Origin of the sequence: Saccharopolyspora oryzae (genome assembly GCF_027853915.1) — a bacterium.
Classification (GTDB): Bacteria; Actinomycetota; Actinomycetes; order Mycobacteriales; family Pseudonocardiaceae; genus Saccharopolyspora; species Saccharopolyspora oryzae.
In genome coordinates, this window is sequence record NZ_JAQGLA010000022.1 from 13,144 (window position 1) to 28,685 (window position 15,542).

Below are 15,542 nucleotides of genomic sequence, written 5' to 3' on the forward strand. Positions count from 1 at the left end.
TCACTTGCCGTAGCGCAAGCCGAACCCGAACCGGTGCAAGGGATCGCGGGTGTCGAACGGGGTGTCCTCGGCGGAAGCGACCACGGCCTCGGCGGAGGAGGGCAGGTCGAACGGCAGGCCGCCGAACGGATCTGCCGCGCCGGTGAGGACGTCGGCGACCGCCGCGTCGCTGCTGCCGAAGTCGCCGAGCACGGCGGTGGCGGCCGACTCGACCTCGGCCAGCAACGCGGGCCGTTCCAGGAACACCGCGACCGCGGTGGGCAGCGTCTCGGCGAGCTGGCGCACCTTCTCGACCGTCTCGGCGGAGAACTCGAGCGTGCCGCGGTGGAAAAAGGACGCGATGCCCTCCTGGTCGGTTTCGTAAGGGGCGTGCAGCCGCACGACAGCGACGTCGGCGTCCTCGGGAGCGCCGACGATCTCGACGCGACCGGAGAATGCGGCGGGGTCCATGCCCTCGGCGTACACGCGCGTGCCGTGGCCGAGCGGCAACAGCGGACCGTCGTTCTTCAACAGCACGGTGGAGTCGCGCTGCGCGGCCTCGCCGAGCTCCCGCAGCGGGGCGGCGCCGACGATCTCGGCGGCCTCGTCCGGATCGACGTAGCGGTGCTCGAAGAGCCCCATGCGGAACTTCTCGCGCAGCACGCGGCGCACGGAAACGTCGATGCGCGCCTCGTCGACGCGGCCGTCGCGGACGAGCTCCACGATCAGTTCGGTGCACCGGTCACCGCCGAACTGGTCGACACCGGCGTCGAGGGCTCGCACGATGCGCTCGGCGGGCGTGCAGTCCTCGAGACCGTAGGCGTTGGGTCCGAAGTGGACGCCGTCCATCGTGGTGGCGTCGACCACGTTCCAGTCGGTGCAGACGATGCCGTCGAAACCGAGCCGATCGCGCAGCAGGCCCTGCACGACGGGGCGGTTGAAGGCGAAGCCGACCTCGTCCCAGCCGTCGACACCGATCGGGCGGCCGTAGTAGGTCATCATCTGCCGGGCACCGGCCTCCAGCGATGCCTCGAAGGGCTGCAGGTGCAGTTCCTGCTGCTGACCCGGGTAGACCTGGTCGGGGAAGCGGCGGTCGTGGGCGTCCTCGCCGTCCTTCTGCGGGCCGCCGCCGGGGAAGTGCTTGACCATGGCCGCGACCGATTCCGGCCCGGGCGCCGCGCCCTGCAGACCGCGGATGAAAGCGGCGGTCAGGCGGGCGACGGTGGCGGGGTCCTCGCCGAAGGTGCCGGAGCCGCGGGACCAGCGGGGGTCGCTGAAGATGTCGGCCATCGGGCCGAGCGCGACGCGGATGCCGAGCGCCAGGTACTCGCGGCGGACGACGTCGGCGTACTCCTCGACGCGCCGCTCGGCGTCGGGCAGCGCAGCCAGACCCGGGTGCTCGGGCCAGCGGGACATCGCCTGCGTCGACATGCCGGTCAGCGGTGAGGAGAAGACGCCGTGGCGCGGGTCGGTCGACACGGTGACCGGGATGCCGAGCCGGGTCGCGGCCGCCTGCTCCTGCAGCCGGTTGTGCCACTGCGCGATCGCACGCGGGTCGGCGCCGTTGATCAGGTTCATGTGCGTGATGTGGCGCTCGACGACCAGCTCGTGCGTCGCGGCCATGCCGTAGCCGGGCATCGGCTCCTCGAGCAGCGTGCCGTCGTCGTTCATCAGCGTGCCCGGGTGGAAGAGCTGGCCGGCCTTCTCCTCGAGGGTCATCCGGGACAGCAGGTCCTCGACGCGCTCGGCGATCGGGGCCCGGGGGTCGAGGTAGCGGGGATCGGTGGAGGCGGCGGCCATGACGCTCCTAGGCGGTGAGGCGACTCCGAACAACTTCCGGAATCGATTTCGGAAACCGCGTCACAGTAACTCCGCGACCTGAGCTCGACAAGACCCTGTGACCTGCATCGCCACTGGTAGATTGGTGCGGGAGTTCCGGAAAGGGCGTCTGGTGCGCAGTTCCGGACCATCGACAGGAGCGGAGAGGCTGTGACGAACACCTGGCGGAGGGGCGCCGCGCACCCCGAGCCGGCTCCTGAGCGCCGCGCCACCATCTCCGACATCGCCGCCGCGGCGGGCGTCAGCAAGCCGACCGTCTCCCGCGTGCTCAACCAGCGCGGCGATGTCGCACCGGCCACCCGCCGCAAGGTCGAACAGGTCGCGGCCGAGCTCGGCTACGTTCCCAGCACGGGAGCCAGGGCGCTGCGCACCGGCAGGCATGGCGCGCTCGGTCTGCTGCTGCCGTCCGAACCGTGGGGCGGACTGGTGGACATCGTCTACGGCGTGTCCGAGGAAGCGGCCGCCCGCGCGATGCACGTGATGGTGTTCCCGCTCCCCGCCGGGCGGGCAGCCGAGCGGCAGTTCACCACCAGGACGCTCCCGCACCTGCCGGTCGACGGGCTAGTCGCGCTCATGCCCGACGACATGGTGCCGCACCAGGGGATCATCCCGCTGTCCGGAGCACCGGTCGTCGCCTTCGACGACCGCGGCACCCGCCCCGGCATCCCCTACGTGGAAACCACCAACCGCGAAGGGGTGCGCGAGGCGGTCGGCCACCTCGTCGCACACGGCTACCGCCGCATCGCCTTCGCCAGCGGCACCTCCGGCCTCGCCTTCGCCGAGGCCCGTTACGAGGGCTACTTGGACGGTCTGCGGGACGCCGGCCTCCCGCACGTTCCGCAACGGGTGCTGCGCAGCGAAGACGACATGCCTTCCGACGACGAGATCCGCGAGCTGCTCACCGCCGAGGAGCCGGACGGGCCGCCGGATGCGGTCGTCGCGGGGTGGGACGAGATCGCCACCGCCGTCGGCCACGTCGTCCACGAGCTCGGGCTCCGGCTGGGCGCGGACATCGGTCTGATCGGCTTCGACGACCGCCCCGAGATCGCGCTGATGATCAAGGGCCTGACGACGGTCCACCAGCCGCTGCGTGAAATGGGCCAGACCGCAGTCCGGCTGTTGCTGGAGATCATCGAGCACGGCCCCGGCCCCGCCAACGCCACCGTGCCCACGCACTTGGTCGTCCGCGACACCTGCGGCCCCCACGCCGCCGACGGCACGCCCCTGCCCCCCGAGAAGTCCTGACCCGCCAAGCCGTCCCGCACAGGCGTTCTCGTGCGGTTGGACGAGGACTCGGCGCGGCCGTTCGGTCACGCTGGGGCGGTGAACGTGTTGCGACTGCTCATGGTCGACGACCACGTGATGCTCGCCGAGGCGCTCAGCGCCAGGCTGGCCGAGGTGACCGACCTGTGGGTCGTGGGGCACTGCGCCACCAGCGATCCGCGACTGTCCGATGTGGTGCGCCAGACCAGACCCGACGTGCTCACCGTCGACGTCGAACCCGCCGGGGCGGGCACCGGGCGCCTGCTGGCCCAGCTGCAGCGGATCCGGCCCAGCACGGCGATCGTCGTGCTCACCGGTGTCCGCGAACCGGGCCAGGCCATCGCGGCGGCCCGCGCGGGCGTGGCGGCCTGGGTGCCCAAGGAGCGGAGCTTCGAGGAGCTCACCGAGGTGCTGCTGGGCGTGTGCCGCGGGCACAGCTGGTATCCGCCGGACCTGCTCGGCCCGGTGTTGCGGGAACTGCGCGAGGACGCCGTGCGCGCCGGTGAGCGCAACGGCCCGCTGGACGTGCTCAGCGACCGGGAGCGGGATGTGCTGACCCGCATGGTCAACGGCAAGCGCGGGGCGCAGATCGCCGAAGACCTGCTGATCTCCGCCGAAACCGTGCGCACGCACACCCGCAGCATCCTGGCCAAGCTGCAGGTGCACAGCCAGCTGGAAGCGGTCAGCCTCGCCTGCTCGGCCGGCCTGCGGGCCGACGACGAACCGGACCTCGTCCGGTGAGCTTGCGCGTCGCCACCGTCATCACCCGGCTCGAAGGCGGTGCCGGGGTCATGGCGCTGCGCGGGGCGAAGGCGCTGGACCCGGACGCGCACGAGGTCACGGTGATCGCCGGATCCGGCCGGTTGCTGCCGGAAGCCGAGGCAGCAGGGCTGGAGACCGTCGTCGAGCCCGCGCTGCGCACCCCGATCTCACCGGTCCACGACCTGCTCGCCCTGCACCGGTTGACCGGGCTGCTGCGGCGGTTCGACGTGGTCCACACGCACTGCTCGAAAGCGGGCGCGGTCGGCAGGGCAGCCGCCCACCGGGCGGGAGTGGGCAGGGTCGTGCACACCTTCCACGGCTTCGGCTTCCACCGCTTCCAACCGGCCTATCGGCGGCGCACCTACATCGAGGTCGAGCGCCGCCTCGGACGCATCACCGACCTCGCGCTGTGCGTCGGCACCGGCGTCTCGGTCGAGGCCTTGCAGCGCGGACTCCTGCCGCCCGAGCGCATCCGCACGATCGGCGTTGCAGTCGACCACGCCGCGCCGACCTGCACGGACGACAACAGGCACCGCGCCAGGGAGCTGCTCGGACTGGAACCCGAGGACGTGGTGATCGGCGCGGTCGGCCGCCTGACCTACCAGAAGGCGCCCGAGCACTTCGTCGCCGCGCTGGTCGAGCTGAGGCACCGCGGCGTGGTGGGAGTGTGGATCGGCGGTGGTGAGGAGGCCGAGGAAGTCCGCACGCTCGCCGTCGACGCCGGCGTCGACGTGGTGTTCACCGGGGAGCGCGACGACGTGGCGGACCTGCTGCCCGCGTTCGACGTGTTCACCCTGCCCAGCCGGTACGAAGGGCTGCCGCTGGCGGTCGTGGAAGCCATGGTCTGCGGGGTTCCGGTGGTGGCCACCGCCGTCAACGCGGTCAGCGACGTCGTGGCGCCCGGCGAGACCGGGCTCCTCGTGCCACCGCACCGGCCCGACCTGCTGGCCGCTGCCGTGGCCCACCTCCTGGACAACCCGGTCGAAGCGGCCCGGATGGCAGGAGCCGCACGGGCCCGGTTGGAAGGTCGTCACGAGATCGGGGCGTTGGCAACTGCCCTGGACCGGGCGTATCGAGCGGAGTGACGCACCGTAGCGGTTCGCCGCGGTGACGACGTCCGGTGCCGCACGGAAGCCCGATTTCCTTCTGCACGTGGAGTAGCCGCCCTCCCCATCGTGCAGCAGCTGCAACACCTCGCCTGCAGTAGGCGATTTGCCGGGTAGCACAGACTGCTGTTGGGGGAGAGGGGTCACTGTGCACACGATTACCGAAACGGTCCGGGCACCTGAACTACCCGGTCCGCGCAGTTCGCGGGGTGGCGCTGAGTTGCGCAGCCTGTTGCACGATCTCGGGCACGGTCTGGCGACGCTGTCCTACCTCGCGGACGGCCTGCGCGCCGACCCGGCACTGCCCGGCGACGCGCTGCACCGGTTGCAGCTGATGGAACTCGAGCTGGACCGGCTGCTGGAGCTGGTGGAGCTGCGGGAACACCCGCGCGAGGACGGCTTCGCGCTGCGCGATCTGCTCACCCAGCTCGTCGCGGTCAAGTCGCTGCGCGGGACGGTCGAGGTGGAGCTGCTGGAGGGCGCCGAGGTCACCATCCGCACCGATCAGACGCTGCTGTGGCGGATGGTGTCGAACCTGCTGGACAACGCGGTGCGAGCCGCGAGGAGCAGGGTGACCGTGGCGGTGCGCGAGTCCGCGGGGGAGCTGCACGTCGAGATCAGCGACGACGGACCGGGATTCGGTCGTGGTCCGAGCGGCACGGCATCGCTCGGACTGGGCATCGTGGTCGCGCTGGCGCGGCGCTGCGGTGCCGAACTGCGCGTCGACCCGGCACCGGGTGGCGGGACCTGCGCGCGGCTGGTGTTCCCGTCGCACCTGGCGAGGTGACGGGGATGGCGGACCTGGTACTCGGCGACGACCACGCGATCTTCGTCGACGCGCTGGTCGCGACCCTGCCGCAGCGCGGCCACCGGGTCGTGGGCACCGCCGCCAACGTCCGGGACGTGGTCGGCGAGGTCCGGGCCCACCGGCCGGACCTCTGCCTGCTGGACCGGTTCTTCGGCGACGGCGACGGCCTGGACGTGATCGGCGAGCTGCTCAACGCCGGCGGGCGCACCCGGATCCTGGTGCTCACCGCCGACGGCGACGTCCGGGGCATGCGCGCGGCGCTGGGCAAGGGGGCGGCGGGTTACGTGAACAAGATGTGCGGGCTGGAGGTGCTGGCCGGCGCGATCCGCGGCGTGATGGACGGCGAGGTGGTCGTCGAGCTGGCCGCCTCGCGCACGCCGCGCCTGGCCGGCACCACCGACGCCCGCAGGCTGGCCTCCCACCTGACCGCCCGGGAGCGCCAGTGCCTGCGGATGCTGGTCGACGGCGCGCACACCACGGCCATGGCCAAGCAGCTGGGGGTGGCGCCGACGACGGTGCGCACGCACGTGCAGTCGGTGCTGACCAAGCTCGGGGTGCACTCCCGCCTGGAAGCGGCGTCGTTCGCGATGCGCCACGGCTTGCTCGACGACGAGCGGATGCTCGTCGCGGGTTGAGCACTGGGGGTCCGTGAGTCCCCTCGGTCGAGCCCCGAGGGGACTCGCGGTCGTATGCCGCCGGGCAGCACCGCGATCGCCTCCGGTGGCGTTGCGATCGCGATGCTGCTGTCCCAGCTGGTCTTCGTGCGGCCCCGGCTGACGCACGCCCGCCGTCCTCGCCGGGGAGGACGGCCCGAGGTCGACCGCGCACCTCTGGTACGTCGCGCTCGAACTGCTCAAGGTCGCGGCACTGGTCGTCCTAGGAATCGCCGTCCTGCCCTGGAATTCAGATGACCGCTTCGATGAGGTGGGGGCCGGGTTCGGCATGTGCCCGGCGCAGGGCGTCGAGGAGTTCGGGGCCGGTCGTCGCGCGGGTTCCGGGGACGCCGAAGCCGCGTGCCGCGGCTGTCCAGTCCACTGTGGGCCCGGCGAGGCTCGTCATGCTCGCGGCCGCTGGGCCCGGCTGGTCGACGCCCGCTCTGCGGAGTTCCGCTTGCAGGATTCCGTAGCGGGAATTGGCGCAGATCACGGTCGTGACGTTCAAACCTTCGCGGGCTTGCGTCCACAGTGCTTGGACGCTGTAGGCCGCGCTGCCGTCCGCCTGGAAGTTGATGACCGGCCGGTCCGGGCAGGCGATCGCGGCACCCGTGGCCACCGGCAACCCCATGCCGATCGCGCCGCCGGTGTTGGTCAGCTCCGAATGCGCCGGCGCCGCAGCGGCGATCGCCGGGAACGCAGCACCGGAGGACACGCCTTCGTTGACCACGACGGCGTTCTCCGGCTGGGTGAGCACGATCGCCGCCGCGATGCCGGCCGCGGACAGCGCGCCGCTCGGCGTCGGCACTTCGGGCGGTGCGATGACCGGTAGTTCGGTGGCGGCGCTGCCGGTCGCCTCCGCCAGCGCCTGCAACGCTTCGACGGCGTTCTGCTCGACGTCGGCGAGGGTGTGCACCTGCGTGTCGTCGGGCACCGGGTAGCTCGGCACGTCCGGATATCCGAAGAACGACACCGGGGTTCGGGCGCCGACCAGGATCAGGTGCGAAAACCCTTCCAAGGTGCGGAGAACGTCCTCCGGGAAGTACGGGATCGACCGCATGGGCGGGATTCCCGGTCCCCGGTCGATGCGAGCGGGCGAGCGTTCGGCGAACAGCTCACCGCCGACGGTGGCGGCGATGCGTGCCGCAGCGCGGACCCCGGCTGGCTCCAGCGCGCGCCCGCCGAGCAGGAACGCGGGTCGCCCGCTTCCGGCGAGCAGCTTGGCGATCGCGGTGACCTGGTCGTCGTCCACCGACGGCGGCTCGGGCACCGCCGCGACCTCGACGGGTTCGCCGCCCTGCTCCCACATGTGGTCGGCAGCGGCGATGAGCGTCGCGGGGAGCCGTTGCTGCATGGTGGCGCGATAGGCCTCGGCGAACTCCGCAGCGGCGTTCGCGGCCGACGTGGTGCGGCTCACCGAACCCGAAACGGGGCTCGCCAACGACTCGATGTCGCTGGTCAGCGGCGCATCGGCGGCCTGGTGCCAGGAGGCGTGCTCGCCTATGAGGTTCATCATCGGCGTGCGGGCGCGGCGCGCGTTGTGCAGGTTCGCGATCCCGTTGGCGAATCCCGGGCCGAGGTGCAGCAGCGTCATCGCCGGTGCACCGGTCATCCGGGCGTAACCGTCGGCTGCCCCGGTGACCACTCCCTCGGACAGCGCCAGCACCGCCCGCAGTCCCGCGACCTGGTCGAACGCCTCGACCAGCGGGATCTCGGTGGTGCCGGGGTTGGCGAAGCAGACCTGGACGCCGGCGCTGACCGCAGTGGCCAGCAGGCTTTCGGAACCCTTCACGTGCCGCTCCTCAGCGCTCCTGATCCGCCCGCGCTGGCGGATCTTGCTGCCATGCTCGCGGCCACCCGAGGTCCGGGCAAGGATCTACGGGTCGGTAACGTGGGAATCAGACCTAACGGACTTGGAGGTGGCGTGTCCCGCGCTCGGAGAATGGGAAGCCTGCTCGTGGCGGCGGCAGCAGCTGTTTCGCTCACCGGGTGCGCCGCGCCACCGGCTCCACCCGCAGCCCCCGCTCCGCCGGCGGTCGACGCGGCACCAGCGGTGTCCGAACAGGACATGCCGGAGATCCGCACCGAGCAGGTCCGCTCCGAGAGCCGCGGCACCGACGTGCAGCTCTACCTGGCCCACCCGACCGGGCTGGAGTCCACCGAGAACCTGCCGGTCGTGCTCTACCTGCACGGCCGCGACGGCGTGAACCCGACGCCGATCCCGTACGACACGCTGGCTTCGTTGGAGCGGCTCTACCACGAGGGCCAGATCCCGGCGTTCGCGTTCGCGGTGGTCGACGGCGGCTACAACCCGTACTGGAACGACGGTTCGGCCAACGGTGACCTCGCGTCGATGCTGAACGACGAGCTGCCGGGCTGGTTGCGCGAGCGCGGCCTCGGCGACGAGGAAGGGCTGCCCTTCGCCGTCGCGGGGATATCGACCGGCGGGTTCGGCGCGCTGACCTACGCCGAGGACCGCAGCGCGGCGGGCAAGCCCGTCGCCGCCGTCGCCGAACTCGCCCCGGCGCTGCAGCTGGACTGGGAGGGCATGAAGGAGAAGGAAGCCTTCGCCAGCGAGGAGCAGTGGCGGGAGGTGGACCCGCTGCGCCGCCTCGACGAGCTCGGCGACGTGCCGGTCGGTGTGTGGACCGGTGACGCGGACCCGTTCCTGGACGGCATCAACGCGCTGGTCGAGCGGCACCCGAACACCCCGGTGGTCACCTACCTGCCGGGCGGCCACGAGGGCGCGGTGTTCGACGCGGTGGGCACGGAGTTCGTCGGGTTCCTGGCGGATTCGCTGCCGCAGCACCGCCCCTGAGCCTCGATCTGCGAAAACGCGCGGCGGGACCTGGATCCCGCCGCGCGTTTCTTCACGCCTGGTGGCTGACCAGGTGCTGCAGCAGCAGCCGGGTGAAGCTGTCCGGCGCTTCCTCCGGGACCCAGTGCGAGACCTCTTCCAGCATCTCGAACCGGTAGGGCCCGGTGACGTGCGCCGCGGTGGCCATCGCCGCCGTCGAACCGAACGCCACGTCCTCGGTGCTCCAGACGTACAGCGTCGGCACCTCGACCGGCCCGATTCCGCCGCTGTCGTAGCGCGCCGCCCGGTACCAGTTCAGCGCCGCGGTCAGCGCGCCCGGCTCGGTCAGCCGCTGCACGTAGTCGTCGACGTGGTGCTCCGGAACACCGGGGTAGTAGATCTGCCGGAGCTTCTTGGCGTTGTCGGCCAGCAGCGCCTTCTCCGCGGTGGAACTGCGGAATCCCTGCATGTACGCCGAGCGCTGGGCCTGGTCCTCGTCGCTGCGCAGTGCCGTGCTGAACGCGTCCAGGTGCGGGACCGACACGGTGGTCAGGGTGCGGACGCGCTCGGGGTGCCCGGCGGCGGTCGCCCACGCCACGGCAGCGCCCCAGTCGTGGCCGACCAGGTCGAAGCGCTCCCAGCCGAAGTGCTCGGCGATGGCCAGCACGTCCCCGACCAGCTCCGACATCCGGTAGTCGCTGACCTGCTCCGGGCGGACACCGGGGGAGTAGCCGCGCTGGTCCGGCGCGACGGCGAAGCACTCGGCGGCGCCGAGCACGGAGAGCTGCTCGCTCCACTCCACGGCGGCTTCGGGGAAGCCGTGCAGCAGCAGGACCGGGCGGCCGTCCTGCGGGCCGGAGGTCAGGGCGTCGAACTTCCCGGCGGGCGTGGGGATCTGGATGTACTCGGCCACCCGGCCACTCTACTGGCCGGACCTGGCGCCGGGAGGAACAGCGGCCGACCGCTGCGCGACGGCGCTGCGTCAGCGGGCGATGCGGTATCCCCAGGTGCCGCGGTGGGTTTCGCCCGGTTGCAGGGTGATCAGGCCGTCGCCGGTGACGAAGGCGTTGGGGGCGCAGGTCATCGGCTCCACGGTGATGCCCTGGCGCGTCGGCCGCTCCGTGCTCGGGCTGTCGTCGGTGTAGACTTGGAGGTAGCCGTGCGTCCGGTCGACCCAGAGCTCGGCGGTGACGCCGTCCTGGCGGGCGAAGCGCACCACGGCGTTGCCGTCGGGACCGCGGGTCAGGTCGGTGAAGGCGGTGTCCATCTTGGTGTCGCCGATCGGCCGGGCTTGGCGGTAGTCGTACTGGCTGCCCTCCACCGAGTCCTTCCCGGTCGGGATCAGCCGGTCGTTCACCAGGTAGTGCGTGCTCGCGGGCAGTTCGAACACGATGCCGTCGATGCGGTCGGCGCCCGCGGCCAGGTAGGTGTGGTTGGCGGTGCCGAACGGTGCGGCGGTGCGGCCGACGTTCTTCGCCGTCAGCGTGCTGCGCACCCCGGCGTCGTCCACGGCGAACTCGATCTGGAACAACAGCTGGAACGGGTAGCCGTAGGTCGGCGGCAGCAGGTACTCCAGCACCACCCCGTCCGCCCGGTGCTGGACGGGCTGCCACTCCACGAAGCTCATCAGGCCGTGCAGCGCCGCATCGCGCTCCGGTTCGCTGACCGGCACCTGCAACTTCTGGCCTTCGAAGGTGTAGCTGCCGTGGTCGATCCGGTTGGGCCACGGCAGGATCGTCTTGCCCCGGTAGCCCTCGCCGACCTCGTCGGCGCTGTGCGTGAGCAGCAGCTCCCGGCCGTCGACCTGCCAGGACAGCAGCGTCGCGGACACCCCGGCGATCACCGCCCGCTGCCTGCCGGAGCGGATCTCGTACAACCGGCCGTTCGCGGTCTGCGCCCCGCCGGGCGGCTGCGCCACGGCCGAGCCGACGGCCGGTCCGGCGAGCGCGGCGGCGGTGGTGGCTCCGGCCGCCGTGACGAGCGCCGCGCGTCTGCTGAAGCGTCGCATCGTGCTTTCCTCCCGGTGCGGTGGACCACCGCAGTTCCAATCGAAACTGCGTTCCGCCGTGGCTGGGTTGTGCAGTTTCAACTGAAACTGCGGTTCTTCGTCGGGTGACGGGACCTCGGAGGGGACGGCGTGGCGGTCGGGTCCACTGTGGCCCGGGGGTGCTGGGGGTGCCAGTCGATGTCAGGGGGTGCCCGCGTCGATGGCTTCCCGGTTGGCGGCGCGGACCGCGTCCTGGTCGGGTTTGAGGATGCGGCGGTCGTAGGTGAGGAAGCCGTTGACCTCGTTCTCCACGTCGGTGGTCTGGGTGTAGACCGCCGCGGACAGCCCGTTGGCCCCGATGATCCGCACCAGGTCGTCGTTGACCTCGACGTAGCGGCGGGTCAGCGCCTCGCGGCTGTCGGTCATCTCGTAGGCGCCGGGCGGGCCCGGCCACAGGTGGCCTTCCTCGACCAGCCCGAGACCGCCGTACTCGCCGTCCACCACCGCGCGGTGGTCGCGCACCTGCGGGCTGCCCGGCCCGACGTAGGTGTGGTCGTCGTAGATGTCCCCGGCGCCGCTGTCGGGCAGCGAGTAGCAGCAGTTCACGCCACTGCTGATGTTGATGAGGCGGGTGGGATCGGTGCGCTTGGTCAGGTCGGCGATGTCGGCCGTCTCGAACTCGCCCCAGCCCTCGTTGAACGGCACCCAGGCCACGATCGAGGTGACGCTGCGCAGCTGGTCGATCATGGCGGTCAGCTCGGTGCGGTAGTGGGCGCGCTCCTGCTCGGTCGGCGGCGGGTTGGTGCCCGGCGGGTCGGCGAGGTCGATCGGCAGCGACGGCATGTCCTGCCACACCAGCAGCCCCAGCCGGTCGGCCCAGTAGTACCAGCGGGCCGGTTCGACCTTGACGTGCTTGCGGACCATGTTGAAGCCCAGCTCCTTGGTGGCCTCCAGGTCGAAGCGCAGCGCCTCGTCGGTGGGCGCGGTGTAGATGCCGTCCGGCCAGAAGCCCTGGTCCAGCGGTCCGTGCTGGAACACGATCTCGCCGTTGAGCGCCATCCGCGGCCGGCCCTGCGCGTCGGGCAGCAGTTCGACCGTGCGCAGGCCCGCGTAGCTGCCCACCTCGTCGCCGGAGTCGAGCAGCCGCACCTTGATGTCGTAGAGGTACGGGTCGTCGGGCGTCCACAGGTGCGGCTCGGGCACCGGCAGCCGCAGCGCGGTGCCGGCTCGGCCTTCGGCCCGCGCGACCTCCTGGCCGTCCCGGTCGCGGACGACGGCTTCGAACGGCTGCCCGCCCCGCGCCGAGGTGTGCGCGGTGAGGTCGAAGCCGGTCAGGTCCGGGGTGATGTCGAGCTTGGCGACGTGCTCCTGCGGCACCGGCTCCAGCCACGCGGTCTGCCAGATCCCGGAGGCCCCAGTGTAGAGGATTCCCTTCGGGGCGTTGCGCTGCTTGCCCACCGGGTACGGGCCGGCCTCGTTGCGGTCCTCCACGGCGACCGAGACCTCCTGCGCGCCCCGGCCGTTGAGCGCGTCGGTGATGTCCGCGCTGAACGCGGTGTAGCCGCCCTCGTGCACCGCGACCTGGCGGCCGTTGACCGACACCTCGGCCTTCTGGTCGACGGCGCCGAAGTGCAGCAGCACGCGCTGCCCGGCCCAGTCCGGCGGCAGCTGGAACGTCCGCCGGTACAGCATGTGGTCGTCGTGGCGCTGGATGCCGGACAGCCCGGATTCCGGCGGGTAGGGCACCAGGATCTGCTCGCGGGTCTGCTGCGGCGGGGTGCTGCCACCGCCGTAGGCCCACAGGCCGTTGAGGTTCAGCCAGCGCTCCCGGGTCAGCTGCGGGCGCGGGTACTCGGGCAGCGCGTTGTCCGGGCCGACCTGGTCGGTCCACGGCGTGGTCAGCGGCGGCGGCTTCGGCCGCCACGCCTCAGCGGAGGCCATCACGGCGGGGGCGGTGATCCCGGAAGAGGCCGCGAGCAGTGCGGTGAGCAGCAGGGCGCGCAACAACAACGTTGCCTCCAGGTGCAGGCGGAACCGAGAGGGACGGGGGCGAGTTCCGCCGGGACCGCAGGTCCGGTCTCCGCGGAAGTCGCGTTGCGGTGGTCGGCGGAGGGCAGGTGGCGGGCGAGCCGGAGAGCGGATCGCTGCTCGCATCGCCGCGCAAGCCCATCCTGGAACCACTCCTCATCGCCGGTGGCGAGCTGTTGATGTCGATCGAACACGGAGCACCATCAATCGACAACAATGACCATGAACGCACGGACAGTCAACGCGGCCGAAAGAGGGCCCGCAAATCGGAGCAATGTCGTGGATCCGCTGGGATCAACGGGGTTACGTTGTTGGCCCGCTTCAGCAACCCGGCGATGTTGCCGAGTCCAGGAGGGTGTGGACGTGACCGAGGCCCGAGGTAGCGCTACCGAGATGTTCCTGACCGCGCGGGACTTCCTGTTGCGGCACCGGACGGACTACGACACCGCGCGGCGGGAGTTCCAGTGGCCGCGTCCGGCCGAGTTCAACTGGGCGCTGGACTGGTTCGACTCGATCGGCCGGCGGCGCGACGGCACCGCGCTGTGGATCGTCGAGGCCGACGGCTCGGAGCGCAAGGTGTCGTTCCGGGCCATGACGCAGCGCTCCAACCAGGTCGCGAACTGGCTGCGCGGCCTCGGCGTGGCCCGCGGCGACCGGCTGGTGCTCATGCTGGGCAACCAGGTGGAGCTGTGGGAGACGATCCTGGCCGCGATGAAGCTCGGCGCGGTGATCATCCCGGCGACCCCGCTGCTCGGCCCGGCCGACCTGCGCGACCGCATCGACCGGGGCCGCGCCAAGCACGTGGTGACCACTTCGGCCGATGCCGCGAAGTTCGCCGACGTCCCCGGCGACTACACCCGGATCGCCGTCGGCGAGCCGGTTCCGGAGTGGACGTCCTATGCGGACAGCGCCGCCGCCGCCGACGAGTTCGCCCCGGACGGGCCCACCCGCTCCGACGATCCGATGCTGCTGTACTTCACCTCCGGCACCACCGCGCTGCCGAAGCTGGTGGAGCACACCCACGTCTCCTACCCGATCGGGCATCTGTCCACGATGTACTGGATCGGTCTGGAACCGGGCGACGTGCACCTCAACATCTCCTCGCCGGGATGGGCGAAGCACGCCTGGAGCAACGTCTTCGCGCCGTGGAACGCCGAAGCGACGGTGTTCATCTACAACTACGAGCGGTTCGACGCCGCCGCGCTGATGGCGCAGATGCAGCGCTGCGGCATCACCAGCTTCTGCGCCCCGCCGACGGTGTGGCGGATGCTGATCCAGGCCGATCTGACCAGCCTGGCCACTCCGCCGTCCAAAGTGGTCGGTGCGGGCGAGCCGCTGAACCCGGAGATCATCGAGCAGGTGCGCCGCGCCTGGGGCGTGACCATCCGCGACGGCTTCGGCCAGACCGAGACCAGCGTGCAGGTGGCCAACACCCCGGGGCAGGACGTGCGGCCCGGTTCGATGGGGCGGCCGCTGCCCGGGTTCGACGTCGAGCTGCTCGACCCGGTCACCGGCGAGCCCGCGCAGGAGGGCGAGATCTGCCTGGCGCTGCAGCCGCGCCCGGTGGGCCTGATGACCGGCTACGCCGACGACACCGAGCGCACCGAGGCGGTCACGCGGGGCGGCCACTACCACACCGGCGACGTCGGTTCCCGCGACGCGGACGGCTACATCACCTACGTGGGCCGCACCGACGACGTGTTCAAGGCCTCCGACTACCGGATCTCGCCGTTCGAGCTGGAGAGCGTGCTGCTGGAGCACGAGGCGGTGGCGGAGGCGGCGGTGGTGCCCGCGCCGGACGCCATCCGGCTGTCGGTGCCGAAGGCCTACGTCGTGCTCACCGGCCAGCACGAGCCGACCAGGGAGACCGCGCTGTCGATCCTGCGGTTCGCGCGCGAGCAGCTGGCGCCGTACAAGCGGGTGCGGCGGCTGGAGTTCTACGAACTGCCCAAGACGATCTCCGGCAAGATCCGCCGGGTGGAGCTGCGCCGCCGGGAGGACGACCTGGCCGGCGCCGACGGCCGGGCGGAGGAGTTCCGCGAGGAGGACTTCCCGGAGCTGAAGGGGTGAGCACGCGTGGCACGCGCCTCCGGGTGCGTGCCACGCCCCACCGCGGGGCCGAACGGAGGAGCCGAACGCCGCGAATGGAGCTGGAATTGCGCGGAGCGGCATCGTAACATCTTTGGTCCGCGTCGCGATGAAACGGCTGAGAAGAGAAGGGCCGACCACCGCGGCGGTTGCTCATCCAATTCTCATCGGCTCGCGGTTGCGGAATTTTCAACCGCTGTGCTAAGCCGATGCGCGCGCAGTGTACACAACT

The 15,542-nt window shown here is 71.4% G+C and carries 12 protein-coding genes; 7 read left to right on the plus strand and 5 right to left on the minus strand.

The genetic code is table 11. The annotated features are described in order from the left end of the window. The gene (locus OU415_RS16185) at positions 1-1,779 is read right to left on the minus strand and encodes a glycoside hydrolase family 3 protein (protein WP_270949618.1); all 1,779 of its coding nucleotides are present in this window, start codon (positions 1,777-1,779) and stop codon (positions 1-3) included. A gap of 189 nt (positions 1,780-1,968) precedes the next feature. Between OU415_RS16185 and OU415_RS16190 the strand changes: the two genes are divergently transcribed. The 5 genes from OU415_RS16190 to OU415_RS16210 all read left to right on the plus strand — a co-directional run bounded on the left by OU415_RS16190 (position 1,969) and on the right by OU415_RS16210 (position 6,392). Further along, a complete protein-coding gene (locus OU415_RS16190) occupies positions 1,969-3,063 on the plus strand; it encodes a LacI family DNA-binding transcriptional regulator (protein WP_270949619.1) in 1,095 nt (364 codons plus the stop codon). Between the two features lie 78 nt (positions 3,064-3,141). Then, on the plus strand, positions 3,142-3,822 hold the full coding sequence (locus OU415_RS16195) for a LuxR C-terminal-related transcriptional regulator (protein ID WP_270949620.1): 681 nt from the start codon (positions 3,142-3,144) through the stop codon (positions 3,820-3,822). Continuing rightward, entirely contained in the window at positions 3,819-4,928 is a 1,110-nt protein-coding gene (locus tag OU415_RS16200) for a glycosyltransferase (protein ID WP_270949621.1), read from the plus strand. The genes OU415_RS16195 and OU415_RS16200 overlap by 4 nt, the downstream gene beginning before the upstream one ends. A 241-nt stretch (positions 4,929-5,169) precedes the next feature. Further along, on the plus strand, positions 5,170-5,736 hold the full coding sequence (locus OU415_RS16205) for a sensor histidine kinase (RefSeq protein WP_270949622.1): 567 nt from the start codon (positions 5,170-5,172) through the stop codon (positions 5,734-5,736). Between the two features lie 5 nt (positions 5,737-5,741). Continuing rightward, positions 5,742-6,392: a LuxR C-terminal-related transcriptional regulator gene (locus tag OU415_RS16210; RefSeq protein ID WP_270949623.1), complete on the plus strand. Its 651-nt coding sequence runs from the start codon at positions 5,742-5,744 to the stop codon at positions 6,390-6,392. A gap of 268 nt (positions 6,393-6,660) precedes the next feature. Here the strand turns inward: OU415_RS16210 and OU415_RS16215 are convergent, their stop codons facing one another. Then, a complete protein-coding gene (locus tag OU415_RS16215) occupies positions 6,661-8,202 on the minus strand; it encodes an acetolactate synthase large subunit (RefSeq protein ID WP_270949624.1) in 1,542 nt (513 codons plus the stop codon). A gap of 150 nt (positions 8,203-8,352) precedes the next feature. On the opposite strand from OU415_RS16215, the gene OU415_RS16220 reads away from it, so the two are divergent. Continuing rightward, complete coding sequence (locus OU415_RS16220; RefSeq protein ID WP_270949625.1) at positions 8,353-9,228, plus strand: alpha/beta hydrolase; 876 nt, start codon at positions 8,353-8,355, stop codon at positions 9,226-9,228. Between the two features lie 52 nt (positions 9,229-9,280). Here OU415_RS16220 and OU415_RS16225 read toward each other — a convergent pair whose 3' ends face one another. From OU415_RS16225 to OU415_RS16235, 3 genes are all read right to left on the minus strand, one after another. Continuing rightward, entirely contained in the window at positions 9,281-10,120 is an 840-nt protein-coding gene (locus OU415_RS16225; protein WP_270949626.1) for an alpha/beta fold hydrolase, read from the minus strand. A gap of 69 nt (positions 10,121-10,189) precedes the next feature. Further along, the gene (locus OU415_RS16230) at positions 10,190-11,215 is read right to left on the minus strand and encodes an aldose 1-epimerase family protein (protein WP_270949627.1); all 1,026 of its coding nucleotides are present in this window, start codon (positions 11,213-11,215) and stop codon (positions 10,190-10,192) included. Between the two features lie 180 nt (positions 11,216-11,395). Further along, positions 11,396-13,135: a glycoside hydrolase family 2 protein gene (locus OU415_RS16235; protein WP_270949673.1), complete on the minus strand. Its 1,740-nt coding sequence runs from the start codon at positions 13,133-13,135 to the stop codon at positions 11,396-11,398. A 480-nt stretch (positions 13,136-13,615) separates the two neighbouring features. Here OU415_RS16235 and OU415_RS16240 point away from each other — a divergent pair, with 480 nt between their 5' ends. Further along, a complete protein-coding gene (locus OU415_RS16240) occupies positions 13,616-15,292 on the plus strand; it encodes an AMP-binding protein (protein WP_270949674.1) in 1,677 nt (558 codons plus the stop codon). The last annotated feature ends 250 nt before the right edge of the window (positions 15,293-15,542 follow it).

What these genes read in the sequence shown, in the direction of transcription:
- OU415_RS16240 (WP_270949674.1), top strand. Translation starts at nt 13,616, where the DNA reads ATGTTCCTGACCGCGCGGGACTTCCTGTTGCGGCACCGGACGGACTAC.
- OU415_RS16235 (WP_270949673.1), bottom strand. Translation starts at nt 13,135, where the DNA reads ATGGCCTCCGCTGAGGCGTGGCGGCCGAAGCCGCCGCCGCTGACCACG.
- OU415_RS16210 (WP_270949623.1), top strand. Translation starts at nt 5,742, where the DNA reads ATGGCGGACCTGGTACTCGGCGACGACCACGCGATCTTCGTCGACGCG.
- OU415_RS16220 (WP_270949625.1), top strand. Translation starts at nt 8,353, where the DNA reads ATGGGAAGCCTGCTCGTGGCGGCGGCAGCAGCTGTTTCGCTCACCGGG.
- OU415_RS16230 (WP_270949627.1), bottom strand. Translation starts at nt 11,215, where the DNA reads ATGCGACGCTTCAGCAGACGCGCGGCGCTCGTCACGGCGGCCGGAGCC.
- OU415_RS16185 (WP_270949618.1), bottom strand. Translation starts at nt 1,779, where the DNA reads ATGGCCGCCGCCTCCACCGATCCCCGCTACCTCGACCCCCGGGCCCCG.